This is a genomic window from Kitasatospora sp. NPDC096128, from assembly GCF_040303105.1.
Classification (GTDB): Bacteria; Actinomycetota; Actinomycetes; order Streptomycetales; family Streptomycetaceae; genus Kitasatospora.
Genome location: NZ_JBEOSP010000023.1, coordinates 118,195 through 134,333 on the forward strand (window position 1 = coordinate 118,195; position 16,139 = coordinate 134,333).

At 75.3% G+C, this 16,139-nt stretch carries 16 protein-coding genes; 12 read left to right on the forward strand and 4 right to left on the reverse strand.

Annotated elements, in window-relative coordinates; genetic code table 11:
• Positions 1-156: 156 nt before the first annotated feature.
• From ABTY61_RS25045 to ABTY61_RS25065, 5 genes are all read left to right on the forward strand, one after another.
• On the forward strand, positions 157-1,389 hold the full coding sequence (locus ABTY61_RS25045) for a styrene monooxygenase/indole monooxygenase family protein (protein ID WP_350507293.1): 1,233 nt from the start codon (positions 157-159) through the stop codon (positions 1,387-1,389).
• A 111-nt stretch (positions 1,390-1,500) separates the two neighbouring features.
• Positions 1,501-1,956: an archease gene (locus ABTY61_RS25050; RefSeq protein WP_350507294.1), complete on the forward strand. Its 456-nt coding sequence runs from the start codon at positions 1,501-1,503 to the stop codon at positions 1,954-1,956.
• Between the two features lie 121 nt (positions 1,957-2,077).
• Entirely contained in the window at positions 2,078-3,514 is a 1,437-nt protein-coding gene (locus tag ABTY61_RS25055) for an RtcB family protein (RefSeq protein ID WP_350507295.1), read from the forward strand.
• A gap of 138 nt (positions 3,515-3,652) precedes the next feature.
• Complete coding sequence (locus ABTY61_RS25060) at positions 3,653-4,582, forward strand: ABC transporter ATP-binding protein (RefSeq protein ID WP_350507296.1); 930 nt, start codon at positions 3,653-3,655, stop codon at positions 4,580-4,582.
• Positions 4,579-5,415 carry an ABC transporter permease gene (locus ABTY61_RS25065; protein WP_350507297.1) on the forward strand — a complete coding sequence of 279 codons (837 nt, stop codon included), beginning with the start codon at positions 4,579-4,581 and terminating at the stop codon, positions 5,413-5,415. Before ABTY61_RS25060 ends, ABTY61_RS25065 begins: the two co-directional genes overlap by 4 nt.
• 89 nt (positions 5,416-5,504) lie before the next feature.
• Here ABTY61_RS25065 and ABTY61_RS25070 read toward each other — a convergent pair whose 3' ends face one another.
• Entirely contained in the window at positions 5,505-6,995 is a 1,491-nt protein-coding gene (locus tag ABTY61_RS25070; RefSeq protein ID WP_350507298.1) for a carboxylesterase/lipase family protein, read from the reverse strand.
• A gap of 144 nt (positions 6,996-7,139) precedes the next feature.
• On the opposite strand from ABTY61_RS25070, the gene ABTY61_RS25075 reads away from it, so the two are divergent.
• From ABTY61_RS25075 to ABTY61_RS25105, 7 genes are all read left to right on the forward strand, one after another.
• Positions 7,140-7,775, forward strand: coding sequence for a TetR/AcrR family transcriptional regulator (locus tag ABTY61_RS25075; protein WP_350507299.1), 636 nt, complete (start codon positions 7,140-7,142; stop codon positions 7,773-7,775).
• Between the two features lie 130 nt (positions 7,776-7,905).
• Positions 7,906-8,952 (forward strand): TIGR03617 family F420-dependent LLM class oxidoreductase, encoded by a 1,047-nt coding sequence (locus tag ABTY61_RS25080; RefSeq protein ID WP_350507300.1) that lies wholly within the window; start codon positions 7,906-7,908, stop codon positions 8,950-8,952.
• A gap of 212 nt (positions 8,953-9,164) precedes the next feature.
• On the forward strand, positions 9,165-9,590 hold the full coding sequence (locus ABTY61_RS25085) for a hypothetical protein (protein WP_350507301.1): 426 nt from the start codon (positions 9,165-9,167) through the stop codon (positions 9,588-9,590).
• Positions 9,587-11,368, forward strand: a complete 1,782-nt coding sequence (locus tag ABTY61_RS25090; RefSeq protein WP_350507302.1) for a GMC family oxidoreductase — start codon at positions 9,587-9,589, stop codon at positions 11,366-11,368. Before ABTY61_RS25085 ends, ABTY61_RS25090 begins: the two co-directional genes overlap by 4 nt.
• On the forward strand, positions 11,365-12,207 hold the full coding sequence (locus ABTY61_RS25095) for a hypothetical protein (protein WP_350507303.1): 843 nt from the start codon (positions 11,365-11,367) through the stop codon (positions 12,205-12,207). The genes ABTY61_RS25090 and ABTY61_RS25095 overlap by 4 nt, the downstream gene beginning before the upstream one ends.
• 32 nt (positions 12,208-12,239) lie before the next feature.
• Complete coding sequence (locus tag ABTY61_RS25100) at positions 12,240-12,872, forward strand: ribonuclease FAU-1 family protein (protein WP_350507304.1); 633 nt, start codon at positions 12,240-12,242, stop codon at positions 12,870-12,872.
• Between the two features lie 14 nt (positions 12,873-12,886).
• A complete protein-coding gene (locus ABTY61_RS25105) occupies positions 12,887-13,360 on the forward strand; it encodes a hypothetical protein (protein ID WP_350507305.1) in 474 nt (157 codons plus the stop codon).
• On the opposite strand, the gene ABTY61_RS25110 is transcribed toward ABTY61_RS25105, so the two are convergent.
• From ABTY61_RS25110 to ABTY61_RS25120, 3 genes are read right to left on the reverse strand one after another with little or no spacing between them, the layout of a single operon-like run.
• A complete protein-coding gene (locus ABTY61_RS25110; protein ID WP_350507306.1) occupies positions 13,326-14,399 on the reverse strand; it encodes a bile acid:sodium symporter family protein in 1,074 nt (357 codons plus the stop codon). The two genes, ABTY61_RS25105 and ABTY61_RS25110, sit on opposite strands and share 35 nt — an antisense overlap.
• The gene (locus ABTY61_RS25115; protein WP_350507307.1) at positions 14,396-14,689 is read right to left on the reverse strand and encodes a hypothetical protein; all 294 of its coding nucleotides are present in this window, start codon (positions 14,687-14,689) and stop codon (positions 14,396-14,398) included. The genes ABTY61_RS25110 and ABTY61_RS25115 overlap by 4 nt, the downstream gene beginning before the upstream one ends.
• On the reverse strand, positions 14,686-15,570 hold the full coding sequence (locus ABTY61_RS25120) for an isocitrate lyase/PEP mutase family protein (RefSeq protein WP_350507308.1): 885 nt from the start codon (positions 15,568-15,570) through the stop codon (positions 14,686-14,688). Before ABTY61_RS25120 ends, ABTY61_RS25115 begins: the two co-directional genes overlap by 4 nt.
• Between the last annotated feature and the right edge of the window lie 569 nt (positions 15,571-16,139).

Consider the following 16,139-nt stretch of genomic DNA (forward strand, 5'->3'; position numbering starts at 1 on the left):
CCCCTGGGGCCCGACCAGGGGGCGGCGGCGGGCGTTCCGTCGCGCCCGGCCCCTGCCGGTGGCCCGGCGGCTCGACTACTGTGCTCGTCGACGCACCGTCAACAGGTCGTCAGCGGATCGTCAGCGGATCGTCGACAGACACCGGGAGGCCGTCGTATGCGCCGGATCGCCGTCGTCGGAGCGGGCCAGGCCGGCCTGCAGCTCGCGCTCGGGCTGGTGGCCGACGGGTGCGAGGTGACGCTGGTCGCCGAGCGCACCCCGGAGCAGGTGCGGGGCGGGCGGGTGCTGTCCACCCAGGCGATGTTCGGCCCGGCGCTGCGGATCGAGGCCGAAGCCGGGCTGGACCTGTGGGCGGGCGAGGCCCCGGCGGTGGAGTCGGTGGACGCGGCGCTCGTCGCCCCGCCCGCCACCCGGGCACTGGAGTTCACCATGACCCTGGACGAGCCCGCCCAGTCCGTCGACCAGCGGATCAAGCTGGCCCGCTGGCTGGAACTGCTCGCCGAGCGCGGCGCCCGGGTCGAGTACCGCACGCTGGATCCGGCCGGCCTGCACCAACTGGCCCGCCGGCACCAGCTGACCGTGGTCGCGGCGGGCCGGGGCGAGCTGGCGGGGATCTTCGAACGCGACCCCGGCCGCTCGGCCTTCGACCGGCCCCAGCGCGCCCTGTCCTGCCTGTACGCGCACGGAGTCGGCTCGCCCGACCCGGCGGCCGGGCCCAGAGCGCGGATGCACGCCCTGCCCGGCCTCGGCGAGCTCTACCTCCAGCCGGCCCTGACCCGCACCGGCCCGTGCGACATCCTGCTCTGGGAGGCGCTGCCCGGCGGCCCGCTGGACGTCTTCGGCGACGGGCCCGCCCCGGAGGTCCAACTCGACCGGATCCGCGCCCTGTTGGCCGAGCACCTGCCGTGGGAGGCGGAGCTGTGGCGGGACGCCGAGCCGACCGACGCGGGGGCCGGGCTCTGGGGCGCGGTGACCCCGACCGTCCGCCGCCCGGTGGCCGAACTGGGCTCTGGCGTCGACGCCGTGCACGTGCTGGGCCTGGGCGACGCGGTGGTGGTCAACGACCCGATCACCGGCCAGGGCGCCAACGGCGCGGCCCGCGCGGCGGAGGCGTACCGGCGGGCGATCCGCGAGCACGGCGACGCCCCGTTCACCGCGGACTGGATGTGTCGCACCGCCGAACGGTTCTGGCAGCGACACGCCCGCCACGCCGTCGAGTTCACCGCCGCCATGCTGACCATGCCGGACCACCTGCGGGGCGTCTTCGCGGCCGCCGCCGAGCATCCCGAGGTCGCCCGCCGGCTCGCCAACACCTACGCCGAGCCGAGCGACCACGCCGCCTGGCTGGCCACCCCCGAGCTGACCGCCGCGTACCTGGCCTCCGTGTAGCGCGCACCCGGCCGCTGGGCAGCGGTGGCAGCGGCAGCCCGCACTTGCCCCCGGCCCGCTCCCGGGACGACGCTGGAGGGAGGACGGCGACGGGTGCGGGAGGCGTAGCTCGTGGACGGTCACCAGCCCGCGGACCGGTCCGAGCGCGGTCACCGGAGCGTGCCGCACACGGCGGACCTGCGGGTGGAGGCATGGGCGCCGACGGCCGAGGGCTGCATCGGCGAACTGGTGCGCGGCGTGGTCGGCGGTTTCGCCGACCTGTCCGGCGCGCGGATCGTCGGCGAACGCGCCTGCACGGTGCTCGCGGTGAGTGACCCGGACCTGCTCGCGGGTGTCCTGGAGGAGGTCATCTACCGGATGGACGCCGACGGCGAACTGCCCGCCGCGCTCGCGCTCGGGCCGGTCCACGGCCTGGACGGTGCCCGGAGCATCGAGGTGCGCTTCCGGATGGCCGACACGGCGACCGCCGCCCTGGTCGGCGCGGTGCCGAAGGCAGTCTCGCTGGAGGGCCTGGAGCTGGGCGAAGGGCCGGGCGGCTGGACCTGCGCGGCCACGGTGGACGTCTGAAACGTGCCGCGGGACCACCGCGCTGCGGGATCACCGCGGTACGGGAACACCGCGGTACGGGAACACCGCGCCGCGGGAACACGGCGGTGCGCGATCGCCGGGAGAACGCTACGGAAGCGGGGTGAGCGAGGTGGAGATCGCACCGGTCGAGGCGGGCCGCTACCGCTGGCGGATCGAACCGCGCCCGCCGATGCGGGTGCCGGGCGTGGTCTTCGCGAGCAGCGCGCTGCTGCCGCAGGCCGCCGGGGACCGCGCGCTGGAGCAGGTCGCGAACGTGGCGGCGCTGCCCGGGATCGTCCGTGCCTCCTACGCGATGCCCGACGTGCACTGGGGCTACGGCTTCCCGATCGGCGGGGTCGCCGCCACCGACGTCGAGCAGGGCGGTACGGTCTCGCCCGGCGGGGTCGGCTTCGACATCTCCTGCGGGGTCCGCCTGCTCGCCGCCGGGGTGGACCGGGACGAACTCGACGCCGAGCGGATCCGTCGGCTGATGGACCTGCTGGACCGCACCGTCCCGCGCGGGCTCGGCCGCGGCGGTCTGTGGCAGCTCGCCGGGCCGGCGGAGCTGGACGAGCTGCTGCTCGGCGGCGCCCGCTACGCCGTCGAGCACGGCCACGGCGTGCCACGCGACCTGGAGCGCTGCGAGGACCGCGGCGTGCTGGCCGGCGCGGCCCCCGGCGAGGTGAGCCACCGGGCCGTCCAGCGGGGCCTGCAGCAGGTCGGCAGCCTCGGCTCGGCCAACCACTTCCTGGAGGTGCAGGCCGTCGGCCGGGTGCACGACGCGCAGACGGCCGCCGCGTTCGGACTGCGGGCGGGCCAGCTCTGCGTCATGATCCACTGCGGCTCGCGCGGGCTCGGCCACCAGATCTGCACGGACCACGTCCAGGCCATGGAGCGCGAGCTGCACCGCTACCGGATCGAACTCCCGGACCGCCAACTCGCCTGCACCCCGGTCGACTCCCCGCGCGGCCGCGCCTACCTCGGCGCCATGACCGCCGCGGCCAACTACGGGCGGGCGAACCGCCAGCTGCTCTCCGAGGCCGCCCGGCGGGCCTTCGCCACCGCCCTCGGTGTCGGACTGGAGCTGGTCTACGACGTCTCGCACAACCTCGCCAAGCTGGAGACCCACGAGGTGGACGGCGTGGCGCGCCGGCTGTGCGTCCACCGCAAGGGCGCCACCCGCGCCCTGCCGCCCGGCGACCCGGACCTGCCCGCGGACCTGGCCGCGGCCGGGCAGCCGGTGCTGGTGCCCGGGACGATGGGCACCGCCTCGTACGTCATGGTCGGCCTGCCCGGCAACGAGGCCTTCCGCTCCGCCTGCCACGGCGCCGGGCGGGTCTGGAGCCGCCACCAGGCGCTGCGCACGGTGCGCGGTGAGCGGCTGATGGGCGAGCTGGAGGCGCGCGGCATCGCCGTCCGGCCCGCCTCGATGCGCGCACTGGCCGAGGAGACGCCCGAGGCGTACAAGGACGTGGACGCGGTGGCCGCCGTCACCGAGGGAGCCGGACTGGCCCGGCGGGTGGCCCGGCTGGTGCCGCTGGGGGTGTGCAAGGGGTGAGCGGGTGAGCCGTCGCCGGGCCCGGGCGCGTCCCCCGCCCCGCCCGGGCCGGGCGCGCCATGGTGGTCCGACGCGTCGGTGCGGTGCCGGTCACGCGTCGGTCGGGTACCAGTCAGGCACCAGTCACAGGAGGTGGGCATGCCGGGGAGCACGGCCGGGCCGGTGATCGAGCTGCGCGCGCTCACCAAGCGCTACGGCACCACGATCGGCATCGAGGACCTCGACGTGACGGTCGAGGCCGGCGAGGTGTTCGGGCTGCTCGGCCCCAACGGCGCCGGGAAGACCACCACCCTGCGCTGCCTGGTCGGCCTGCTCGGACCGAGCGCGGGCCGGGTGCGGGTGCTCGGCCTGGACCCGGTGGCCGACCACGGCCGGCTCGCCCCCGCGCTCGGCTACCTGCCCGGCGAGCTGCGCCTCTACCCCGAACTCACCGGGCAGCAGACCCTCGACCTGCTCGCCGCCCTCCAGGGCGCCCCGGTGCCCCGGCAGCGCGAGCTGTGCGAGCGGCTCAAGCTCACCCCGGCCGAACTCGCGCGGCAGGTGGGGGAGTACTCGCGCGGGATGAAGCAGAAGCTCGGGCTGGTCCAGTCGCTCCAGCACCGGCCCGCCGTGGTGGTGCTGGACGAACCCAGCGAGGGGCTGGACCCGCTGGTCCAGGAGACCTTCTTCGAACTGCTCGCCGAGGAGACCGCGGCCGGGCGCACCGTGCTCCTCTCCAGCCACGTGCTGCCCGAGGTGCAGCGCAGCTGCGGCCGGGTCGCGATCGTGCGCAGGGGGCGACTGGTGACCGTCCGCTCGGTGGCCGAGCTGCGCCGGGCCCGGGCGCGCCGGGTGCGCCTGGTGTTCGCCGACGGGCAGGGCGCCCGGCCGCTCGGGGCCGCCGAGCGGTGGTCCCCGCGCTGGGACGGCCGGCGGGTGGAGCTGCTGGTGCCGCCCGACGAGGTGGTCCCGGCCGTGCGGGGCCTGCTGGCCGATCTGCCGGTGGCCGACCTGACGGTGGAGGAGGCGGGCCTGGACGAGGCCTTCCTCGACCTCTACCGCTCCACCGGGCAGGAGGACCGGCCATGACCCCGGGCACCGTCAGCCGCCGCCTCCCGCTGGTCTGGCTCGCTCTGCACCGGCGGCGCCGGATGCTGCTCACCCTGCTGATCGCCATGGTCGTCTTCGAAACCCTGATCGTGGTGATCGCCGGAGCCGTGCCGAACGGCGAGCTGTTCGGTGCCCGCCGCACCCCGCCCGGCGGCGCGTTCAAGGCCTTCAGCGGTTCCAACGGCGATGTCTCCATCGCCAGTTACCCCGGGCTGCTGGGCGCCGGGCTCACCCACCCGGTCTGGATCGCGCTCCAGCTGACCGTGATCGGCTCGCTGGGCGCCGCCGCCGTCGCGGCCGACGTGGAGTCCGGCACCATCGAACTGCTGATGACCCGCCCGGTCTCCCGGCGCCGCCTGCTCGCCGAACGGGCCGGCGCGCTGATCGTGGCCTCGGTGCTGCTCAACGCCGCCGCCACGCTGGCCGTCGCGCTCGGGGTGGCGTTCTCCCCGAAGCTGCGCGAGGCCGTCCCGGAGAGCGGGGTGTTCAGCGCCGGGCTGCTGGGCTGCGCCCTCGCCTTCTGCCTGATCGGGCCGGTGCTGGCGGTGTCCGCGCTCAGCCGGCGGCGGGCGCACGTGGTCGGCGCCGCCGTCGCCCTCGGCGCGGGCGGCTTCGCGCTCAACTTCGTCGCCCTGGCCTGGTCCCCGGCCGGACCGCTGCGCTACCTCAGTCCGTTCCACTACTACGCGCCGGGTGACGCGCTCGCGCACGGCGGCCTGCCCTGGACCTCGCCGGTGGTGCTGATCGGGGTGGGGCTGCTGGGACTGCTGGCGGCCTTCCGGCTGCTGGAGCGGCGGGATCTGGCGGTTTAGGGCCGGGGCCCGGCGGGTCAGGGGCATCCCGGGCCGGGGCCCGGCGGTTCAGGGGCGTCCCGGGCCTGGACCCACCCGGGCCGGGGGCGTCAGACCAGGTCGAAGCGGGTGGGGCCGCTCTGCGCCCAGACGCCCCGGGAGGCCTGCTCGGGGTAGCGGACGGTCTGCGAGCGGGTGCCCAGGACCCGGGTGAGCTGCTGCTCCGGCTCGTGGGCGGCCCAGCCGGGATCGCCGGTGGTGGCGAAGCCGATCCAGGCCCGCCGGAGCTCCCGGGAGACCTCGACGGCCTCCGGGGCGGGCGGGTCGCCGAGGAAGTGCCGGCCCATCGGGCTGTCCAGGGAGCCGAAGGCCAGCGGGATGTCCAGTCCGTGGCAGGCGCCGAACACCCCGCCCAGGGCGGGGGCCGGGTAGGCGAGTTCGAAGAGGTGGGAGGTGCCGCCGGCCGCGGTGTTCCCCTCGGCGAGGTGGAGCGAGGGCATCCGGAACAGGGAGTCGGAGAAGGCCGCCTCGACCAGGGCCTCCGGGGAGGCGCCGGGGAAGGCGGCGCGGTAGGCGTCCGGGCCGTCCGGGCGTGGGGCCAGCTGCGCCAGGGCGGTGCGGGCGTCCTCCTCGGTGAAGGAGCCGTGTCGGCCGGACAGGACGGCGAACAGCCGGAACTCGTCCCGGGTGTGGCCGACCAGCAGCTCGATGCCGTCGGCCCGTCCGGCGGCCAGGGCGGTCCAGGGCTCCTCGGTCAGGACCTCGCCGTCGACCACCGGGACGGTGGCGACGCCGGTGTGGGCGAGTCGGCCCCAGCGGTCGAGGTGCCCGGGGAGGGCGGCGCCGAGCTCGGTGACGGCCGCGGCCAGCTGCCAGGGATCGGTCCCGGCGAGGGCGGCGGCGGTGGGCGCGGTGCCGAGCCGCTGCGCCAGGGCGGCGGTGACCTCGGCGGCCAGCGCGGGGGTGGCGAGGTTGCCGCCGACGGAGTGGGTGATCGCCCGGCGGAACAGCCCGCGGGCCCGGGGCATGGTCAGCAGGGCGGCCACCGAGGAGGCCCCGGCCGACTGGCCGGCCACGGTGACCCGGTCGGGATCGCCGCCGAAGGCGGCGATGTCGGCCCGCACCCACTCCAGCGCCGCGATCTGGTCGAGGAAGGCGCGGTTGGCCGGGGCGCCGTCCAGGAGCGCGAAGCCCTCGGCGCCCACCCGGTAGTTGACGGTCACCACGACCAGTCCGGCCCGGGCGAGCTCGGTCGGGTCGTACAGCGGGTCGCCCGCGGTGCCCGAGATGAAGCCGCCGCCGTGGAGCCAGACCAGCACCGGCAGGGCGGCCGAGCCCGGGGCCGGGGTGTGGACGTTGAGGGTCAGCCAGTCGGTGCCGGTGGTCGGCTCGGCCTGGAGCGGCCCGGACTGGGGGACGACGGGACCGAACTCGAAGGCGTCGCGGACGCCGTCCCAGGGCTCGGGCGGGACGGGGGCGGCGAAGCGGAGCGGGCCGACCGGCGGGCGGCCGTAGGGGATGCCCCGGAAGGCGGCGAGCCCCCGGTCCAGGAAACCGCGGACGGTTCCCCCGGTGGTGTGGGCGACGGGCTGTACGAGCACGGAACGCTCCTCCCTCGGAATGCCAACAGCGTTATCGGTCGGCTGTATTATGTCAAGCGTATGGAAAAGGCCGGGTCGAGGTCGGACCGGGATCGGGCCGAAACCGGTAGGCCGGCCGGTCGGGAGTATCGAGGAGTGCCGGGCATGCCCAAGCAGGTGGACCACCAGGAGCGCCGCGAGACCATCGCCCGCGCGCTGTGGCGGGTGGTGGAGCAGCGCGGTGCCGCGCAGTTGACCCTGCGCGAGGTCGCCCGGGAGGCCGGGATCTCGCTCGGGCAGCTGCAGCACTACTTCGGCACCCGGGCGGAGCTGCTCGGCTTCGCGACGGACCTCGCCGGGGAACAGAGCGGCCGCCGGGCCGCCGAGGCGCTGGCGGCTCTGGGCGAACGGCCGCACCCGCGCGCGGTGCTGCGGGCGATGCTGGTCGAGCTGCTGCCGCTGCGGCCGGACTCGCGCGTCACCAGCCGGATGAGCGCCGCCTACGTCCTGGAGGCGCTGCACGACGAGGAGGTCCACGCGCGGGCGCGCGGAGACCTGGTGCGGGGGCGCGAGGCGGTGGAGCGGGTGGTGCGGCAGGCGATCGCCGACGGGCTGGTGGCGGCCGACCGCGACCCGGTGGTGGAAACGGACCTGCTGCTCGCGCTGACCGGGTTCACCACGCTGCTGGAGCTGGGCGTGGTCGGGCCGGACGCCGCACTCACCGCCGTCGACCGGCACCTGGACCGGCTGTTCGCCGGGGAGGACCGCCCCGGCGGGGAGGGCCGGCCCGGTGGCCGGTGACGGCGTGGCAGGCTGGGCGGGTACCGCCGCCGGACCGTGTGCCGCCGGACCGTGCGGCGCCGGCCCCGCACCGTACGGCCTCGCCCCCGCGACCCCGCGACCCCTTGACCCCGTGACCAGGAGCACCCGCATGGACCGACCCGCCGCCCTCCGCCTCGACGCCACCGCCTCCGGGCACCCGGCGGGCATCCTCGACGCCGCCGAGCAGGCCGAACGCCGGGGCATGGACCGGCTGGTGGTCGCCGAGACCGCGTACGACCCGTTCCTCCAGCTCGCCCGCGCCGCCGACCGCACCGAGTCGATCGAGCTGGCCACCGGCATCGCGGTGGCCTTCGCCCGCACCCCGATGACGCTGGCCTACCAGGCCTGGGGGCTGCACGCGGCCTCCGGCGGACGGGCCGTCATCGGGTTGGGCTCGCAGGTCAAGCCGCACATCGAGAAGCGCTTCGGGATGCCCTGGGACCGCCCGGCGGCCCGGATGCGGGAGTACGTGCACGCGGTGCGGGCGATCTGGCACAGCTGGCAGACCGGTGAACGGCTGCGGTTCCGGGGCGAGTTCTACACCCACACGGTGATGACGCCGGTGTTCTCGCCGGACCCGGTCCCGTCGGGGGTGCCCCGGATCCTGCTCGCGGGGGTCGGGCCGCTGATGACCCGCACCGCGGGGGCGGTGGCCGACGGATTCCTCGGCCACCCGTTCTCCTCGACCGCCTATCTGGCCGAGCAGGTGCTGCCCGGGCTGCGGGAGGCGCGGGCGCAGGCGGAGGCCGAGGGGGCCGAGTGGACCGGGCGGCCGTTCGAGGTCGTCGGCAACGTGCTCACCGCCACCGGCCGGACCGAGGAGGAGCTGGCGGCCAACCGGGCCGGAGTGCGGGAGCGGCTGGCGTTCTACGCCTCCACCCCGGCCTACCGCCCGGTGCTGGCGCAGCACGGCTGGGAGGGGCTGCAGGAGGAGCTGCACACCCACTCGGTGCGCGGGCGCTGGGCCGAGATGACGGCGCTGATCTCCGACGAGGTGTTCGACACCTTCGCGGTGTCCGGCACGGTCGAGGAGGCCGCCCGGGAGATCCACCGCCGGTACGCGGGGCTGGTCACCCGGCTGTCCGTCAACCTGCCCGAGGGCGCGGACCCGGTGCTCGGGCTGGACGTGCTGGCGGCGGTGCGGGCGCTGGGCTGAGCAGAAACGGTCCGGGAATCGCCGTGGAGGGACGGCGATCGATCATGAACTGATCAAGATGGGACACATTCGGGCAAGCGGCTTCCGGTGGTCCGCCCGGGCGGGAGGATCGCGCTGAGCAGGTCAACCGTGCCCGGTCGGCGCGAGCCTGTCATGTCTTGGCCATTCGCTCTTGGCCGTCCGCCGACGATCGTGGGGGTGCCCCCGTGTCCGTGTCCGACGATCGCACCGCAGCCGACGACCCGCACCAGACCTCCGACGACCGCACCGCGGCCGACGGCCCGTACGACCCGTACGAGTCGTACGGGCCCTGGCAACCCGTCGAGGACGACGAACTCGCCGACCTCGACGAGTTCCTGCGCGTCTGCGCCGAACTGACCGGCTTCGACGTCCCCGAACTGCGCGCCACCGGCATGGCGGACGAACACCACCGCACCGCCCTGGCCCACCGGGTCCGCGACGAGCACGCCCTCGTCCACCTCTGGTACGTCGGCGCCTGGCCCGGCGAGGCCCCGACCTCCGCCCGCGCCCACGACCACGGCCTGGTCTGGCGGACCTTCCGCGCCGACCCGCCCGGCGCCACCGCCCCCGGCCACGGCAGCTGGGCCGAGGCCCCGTACGGAGGCGGGCAGCGATGAGCACCCGCTGGGACGCCGTCGTGGTCGGCGCGGGCTTCGCCGGCAGCCTGGTCGCCCAGCGCCTCGGCGCCCAGGGCTGGCGGGTGCTCGTCCTGGAGGCCGGCCGACCCGTGCCGGGGAGCAGCGCGACCTCCGCCGCCCACCGCGCGGCCGGCGGCGGCCCGCCCACCTCGCCCTACCCGCACAACCCCGACGCCCCCTCACCCGACGTCACCGACCTCACCGGCCTCCCGGACGGCGGCTTCACCGCCACCGGCCACCTCCGCCAGTACGGCCCGCTGCCCTACGCCAGCGGCTACCTGCGCGCCAACGGCGGCACCGGCTTGCTCTGGACCGGCCTCGCCCCGCGCATGCACCCCGAGGACTTCCGCACCGGCGACCTCGGCCACGGCCGCAACTGGCCGATCGGCTACCACGACCTGGAACCCCACTACCGCGACGCCGAACAGGAACTCGGCGTCGCCGCCGACGCCGAGGAACAGCGCCGGGCCGTCGGCCTGCCGCTCCCGGGCGGCTACGCCTTCCCGATGCGGGCGATCCCCGCCAGCCACCTCGACCGGCAGCTGGCCCGCGCCCTCGACGGCCGCACCGTCCGCGACCCCGCCATGACCGACCCGGCCCGGCTCGCCGTCACCCTCACCCCGCACGCCCGCAACGGCCTGCCCACCCGTCCCGGCACCGGCCACGGCGTGCCCTGCGCCGGGAGCGCCAGCTGCGTCCCGGCCTGCCCGAGCGGCGCCAAGTACACCCCGCTGCGCACCCAGGCGCGCTGGGCGCCCGGCGTCGAACTGCGCACCGAGGCCGTGGTCGGCCGGGTGCTCGCCGACCCGGCGACCGGGCGGGCCACCGGGGTCGAGTACCTGGCCGGCGGGACGGCGCACCGGGTGACCGCCGACCTGGTGGTGATCGCCGCGCACGCGATCGAGAACGCCCGACTCCTGCTGCTGTCCGGACTGGCCAACCGCAGCGACCAGGTCGGCCGGAACCTGATGGACCACCCCGCGCTGCTCACCTGGGGGCTGATGCCCCGCCCGGTCGGCCCCTACCGGGGGCCCGGCTCCACCAGCGGACTGGAGGCCTTCCGCTTCGGCGGCGCCCGCCACCACCGGGCGCCGTTCCGGATCGAGATCGGCAACTGGGGCTGGTCCTGGGCCGGCGGTACCCCCGAGGCCGAGGCGGCCGCGCTGCTCGCCACCGGACTGCGCGGCAAGGAGCTGCGCGAACGCCTCGGCGACTGGCTCGGGCGGCAGTTCTCGCTCCAGTTCGAGCTGGAGCAGCCCGCCGACCCGGCCAACCGGGTCACCCTCGACCCGGACCGGCGCGACCCGCTCGGCCTGCCCGCCCCCGCGATCCACTACGACCTGGGCGGCTACGTCCGCGAGGGCATGGCCTCCGCCCGCGCCGTGTCCGACCAGCTCTTCGCCCTGCTGGGCGCCGAGGACCACACCGCCTACCCGGGCGCCGGCTGGCCCGGCCGGCTGGAACACCGGGGCGCGGTGTACGGCTACCGGGGCGCCGGCCACGCCGGCGGCACCCACCTGATGGGCGGTTCCCCCGGCACCTCCGTGGTCGACCAGTGGCAGCGCTGCTGGGACCACCCCAACCTGTACGCCGTCGGCTGCGGTTCGATGCCCTCGCTCGGCACCTCCAATCCCTCGCTCACCATGGCCGCCCTCGCCCTGCGCAGCGCCGACCGGATGCACCAGGACCTGCTGGCGCTGCGCAGGCCGGCGACCCTCTCCCCGCCCGTGCCCCCCTCGCTTTCGGAGTCCTCATGACCGGCCTGCCGCTGCCGCCCGTCCCGGAGCCGTACCACCTGCCCTTCCACTACGGCGCGCTGCACAACATCGGCGTCGACTACCTGGTGGACCCGGAGCGGGCCCGCCGCCTGCTCGACAAGCGCCACCCCGGGCTGAGCGCCGCCACCTTCGACGGCGGGGCCTGCGTCTCGCTCAACTACCAGCTGTACTTCGCCCAGTACCCGAACGGCGGCGGCATCACCGAGGAGCTGGAGATCAATCTGATCGCCCACCCGGCGTTCGCCGAAGAGCGCATCCCGGTGGTCAACTACGGGCAGTACGCCCGGGGTTACGACCAGACCAAGCTGCTCGGCATCGCCCGGCTGCACGTACTGTGCGACAACCCGCTCGCCATCGACGCCGGGCGCCGGCTGTACGCCGAGCCCAAGCACCCGGGCTGGTTCGAGACCACCCTGCCCTCACTCAACGCGCCCGCCGTGCGCGAACGGTGGAGCATCTCCTGCCGCCGGGCCGAACTCGGGCCGGACGGGCTGCGCCGGCACCAGGAGGAGGTCCTCGCCCTGGACGTCGACCTGGTCGGGCTCACGCCCGAGCCGGTGAACAACACCCCGATCACCGGCTACGGCACCGACGAGGAGGGCAAGCTGCTCGCCGGACCGCTCCACGTCCACCACCCCTACCGCTACTACGCGTTGGACGACCGCACCGCCGACCGGGTCCGGCTCGACCTCGGCAACCCGGCCGAGGAGGCCGCCCGTGACCTCGCCCAGCTGGTCGGCGAGGCCCCGGCTGCCGGGGTCTGGACCTACCAGTCCGCGCCGGTGGCTGCCCACCACCGCGCCTACTACGTCCGGTGACGGTGCGCCCCTTCCCGGGAGGGAGCACCGCCGTGCGCCGGGACGTCGTCGACGGGCGGATCTGGACGGCCATGCCGTACACCGTGCTCGCCGACGACGGCGCCACCCTGACCCTGACCGCCCGCCCCGGCACCGAGAGCCTCGCCCCCGCCAGCTGGACCACCTCCCGTCGCCACGGGGACGTCGCCGCCCGCAAGCGCGGCATCGACGACCTGGCCGCCGGTACCTGGGAACTCGACCGGTGGACCTGGCGCGACACCGTGGTGATCAGCCGCTTCACCGCGGGGGAGCCGTTCAGCGTCCACCGCTTCCTCAGCCCCGAGGGCCGCCCGCTGCGCTGGTACGTCAACTTCGAGCTCCCGTACCGGCGGACGGCCATCGGCATCGACACCTTCGACCTCTTCCTGGACCTCGTCGTCACCCCTGACCTGGCCTCCCGCACCTGGAAGGACGAGGACGAGTACGCCGAGGCCCGGCGGCTGGGCGTGATCGACGAGGCCACCCACCGGCAGGTGGACCGGGCCCGGGACCGCGCCCTGGCCCAACTCCACGACCGTACAGGACCGTTCGCGCCCGACCGGGCGGCCTGGACGCTGCCCCCGCCGGGGCCGCCGGCCGTCCTGCCCGACACCGCGCTCAGCACCCCGGCCGCCCGCTGGGAGTAGGCTCGCGTCCCGATATGGACGACACCCACGAGATCGACGGGCTGAGCGATGTCGAGGCGCTCGACCACCTGCACGAACCCGGGGCCTATCTGCGACTGGCCCGGCGGACCACCGACCCCGGGGTGCTGCGCGTGCTGGCCCGGTGCGAGTACTCCTTCGTCTGGCAGGCGATTGCCCGGAACGCCGCCGCGCCCCTCGATGCGCTGGCCGCCCTGGCGCCCCGGCGGCACGACACCTGGGACGACAACTGCCTGCTGCGGCTGCTGGCCGCCCACCCGGCGGTGACCGGCGAGGCCCTGGACGGGGTGGTCGAGCTGGTGGCCGAGCGGCTACGGGAGGGCGAACGCCCCTTCGCCGCGGTGCTGGAGCTGGCCCGGCGGCCGGAGCTGACGGAGGAACGGCTGAACCGGCTGGGGCACCTGGCGGGTGCCTCCAGCCGGCTCCGCCGGGGTCTCAGCCGTGCGCTGGCGGCCCGCCCGTCCGGCTGAGTTCGGCCGCCGACTGCCCGCCTCGGCCGGCCGGGGCCGGAGCGGGCGCCTTGGCCCAGCGCCCGGCCAGGACGGTGCCGACGACCAGTTGGAGCTGGTGGTAGGCCATCAGGGGCAGCACCATCACGCCCGCCTCCGAGCCGAACAGCACGGTGGCCATCGGCAGTCCGTTGGCCAGACTCTTCTGCGAACCGCACAGCATCGCCGCGATCGCGGCCGGGCGGTCGAGCCCCAGCCCGCGCGCGCCGAGCCCGGTGACGGCCAGGGCCGCGGCGAGCAGGGCGAGCAGGACCACGAGCATCCCGAGCAGGGCGAACGGTGTCGCCCGCTGCCAGATGCCCTGGGCCACCGCCGCGCTGAACGCCGTGTAGACGACCAGCAGGATCGAACCGCGGTCCACCGGGGTCAGCAGCCGTTTGTGGCGGGCCACCGGGCCGCCGATCCACGGCCGCAGCACCTGCCCGAGCAGGAACGGCGCCAGCAGCTGGAGCCCGATCCGCAGCAGCCCGTCCGCCGACAGTCCGGCGTGCGAGCCCAGCAGCCCGGCGACCAGCAGCGGGGTGAGCAGCAGTCCGGCGAGGCTGGAGTACGTCCCCGCGCAGATCGCCGCCGGGACGTCACCCCCGGCGGCTCCGGTGAGCGCCACCGAGGACTGGACCGTGGACGGCACCAGGCAGAGGAACAGCACCCCGGCCTGCAACTGCTCGGTCAGCGGCACGGGCGTGAGCAGCGCGGTGGCCAGCCCGAGCAGCGGGAAGAGGGCGAAGGTGGCGGCGAGCACCAGCCCGTGCAGTCTCAGGTGGCGCAGCCCGGCCAGGGTCTCGCGGGTGGACAGCCGGGCGCCGTAGAGGAAGAACAGCAGTGCCACCGCGATGTCGCAGGCCGTCGCGGCGAACCGGGCCGAGGCGCCGGAGACCGGGAACAGTGCGGCCAGGCCGACTGTCCCGGCCAGCGCCAGCAGGTACGGGTCGAACCTGCGCCACCACGGCGGACGGGCCGGGCCGTCGGTGCGGGCCGGGCGTCCGGAGGCGGCCGTCATCGCCCACCCCTGCCGCCGACCGGACCCCCGACCGGACCCCCGACCGGGGATCCGGCGCCGTCGTGGTCGCTCCCCGCCGAGCCGCTGCCGTTCCGGAAGTCGGCCGTGCGGTCGATCTCCAGCCAGGAGTCGGCGTTCGAGTTGTCGATGACCGTGATCAGGCTGCCGCCCGCGGCGGCCGGGGCCGCGCCGACCGCGAGCAGGGCGCAGGCCCCGGTCAGCCCCAGGACGGTGGCCCGCAGTGCGGCGGCCGCCGAGGTCGGGGCGGGCCGGCGCGGCCCGGGGCTCAAGCCGTCACGTCCGCGAGCCGGCGGGAGCGCGTGATGTTGCGCTCCAGCAGCTCGGTGGACTCCCGCACACCGACCGGCTTGGCCTGCCCGGCCTGGGCGGGCAGCCGCCCGTCGGCGGACTTCAGCCCGGTGAGCGCCTCGTCGATCGCCTGGTGGGCCGCGAACAGGCACGGCGTGCTGTAGATCGCGACGTCCACCCCGAGTTCGGTGAGCTCGGTGAGCGAAAGCCGGGGGGACTTGCCGCCCGCGATCTGGTTGAACAGCAGCGGCTTGTCGCCGACCTCCTTGCGGATCCGGCGGATCCACTCCTCGCTGCGCACGCCGTCGACCAGCACCACATCGGCATCCGTCTCGGCGAGCGCGCGGGCGCGGCGCAGGATGTCCGCCTCCTCGGTGGCGTCGGTGCGGGCGACCACCAGGAGGTCGGTGCGGTCGGCGAGGACGAGTTCGAGCTTCGCCAGGTACTCCTCGAGCGGGAGGACCTGCTTGCCGTCGGCGTGGCCGCAGCGGCGCGGGCGCTTCTGGTCCTCCAGGATCACGCCGGAGGCGCCGATGGCCTCCAGCCGGCGCACCACGTGGCAGGCGACCTCGGGATCGACGTAGCCGTCGTCGATGTCGACCAGCAGATGGTGCCGGGGGAACGCGCCGCGCAGCCGTTCGACGAAGGCGACCATGTCCGGCCAGGCGATGAAGCCGATGTCCGGCAGGCCGTAGTAGGACGCGGCGAAGCCGAAGCCGGAGACGAACATGCCGTCGTAGTGCTCGGCCGCGATGGAGGCCGAGTACATGTCGTGGACGCCGATCAGGGGCGTGGTGCCGGGGCCGGCGATCGCCGCGCGGAGTCGCTGCCCGGGGTCCGCAGAAGTGGAACCGTGGAACATGGGTCTCTCCTCACTCACCAGGATTTTGCCTCAACTTGGGTTTCTCAAGACCAAACTGAGGTGGCATCACTATGAGGTCTTTAATGCTCCATGGGCAAACCTTTAATGTAGATTCACCCATGTGAGTGAACGAATTTTCGACAACGCGTCAGTCATATGAAGTAAACATTCCGGGTCCGATCTGGCGGCCGAGTGACAACAGCGCTCCGGCCCGCTTAACGGTGCGGCTCACCGGCGCCGTCTCGACGCTCCGGACGGCGTCCGGCGCGGTGATCCGGGTGGTCAGGTGGCGCGCGAGGCCGAGGGGGTCCCGGCAGTTCACGGCTGTCGGCAGATGGGTGGGCCCGGTGGTGTGCGCGCCACCGGAGACGCCTCCGGACGCCCCGCGAATTCGGCTGCCACGGCCCCGGGCCCGAATGGCCGAACCGATATCCTCGGCCGGGTCTCGGCTACGAACCGCAGTACGGCCGGCGGCGCCTGCTGCTCGACAGGGCGTGACTGTCGAGCCGCCTCTGCCGCCTCCTGACGGCCACCACCCCCCACGCCCCCCGCTACGGCCCCAGACTCAC

What these genes read in the sequence shown, in the direction of transcription:
- ABTY61_RS25045 (WP_350507293.1), top strand. Translation starts at nt 157, where the DNA reads ATGCGCCGGATCGCCGTCGTCGGAGCGGGCCAGGCCGGCCTGCAGCTC.
- ABTY61_RS25060 (WP_350507296.1), top strand. Translation starts at nt 3,653, where the DNA reads ATGCCGGGGAGCACGGCCGGGCCGGTGATCGAGCTGCGCGCGCTCACC.
- ABTY61_RS25065 (WP_350507297.1), top strand. Translation starts at nt 4,579, where the DNA reads ATGACCCCGGGCACCGTCAGCCGCCGCCTCCCGCTGGTCTGGCTCGCT.
- ABTY61_RS25075 (WP_350507299.1), top strand. Translation starts at nt 7,140, where the DNA reads ATGCCCAAGCAGGTGGACCACCAGGAGCGCCGCGAGACCATCGCCCGC.
- ABTY61_RS25080 (WP_350507300.1), top strand. Translation starts at nt 7,906, where the DNA reads ATGGACCGACCCGCCGCCCTCCGCCTCGACGCCACCGCCTCCGGGCAC.
- ABTY61_RS25090 (WP_350507302.1), top strand. Translation starts at nt 9,587, where the DNA reads ATGAGCACCCGCTGGGACGCCGTCGTGGTCGGCGCGGGCTTCGCCGGC.
- ABTY61_RS25095 (WP_350507303.1), top strand. Translation starts at nt 11,365, where the DNA reads ATGACCGGCCTGCCGCTGCCGCCCGTCCCGGAGCCGTACCACCTGCCC.
- ABTY61_RS25105 (WP_350507305.1), top strand. Translation starts at nt 12,887, where the DNA reads ATGGACGACACCCACGAGATCGACGGGCTGAGCGATGTCGAGGCGCTC.
- ABTY61_RS25110 (WP_350507306.1), bottom strand. Translation starts at nt 14,399, where the DNA reads ATGACGGCCGCCTCCGGACGCCCGGCCCGCACCGACGGCCCGGCCCGT.
- ABTY61_RS25120 (WP_350507308.1), bottom strand. Translation starts at nt 15,570, where the DNA reads ATGTTCCACGGTTCCACTTCTGCGGACCCCGGGCAGCGACTCCGCGCG.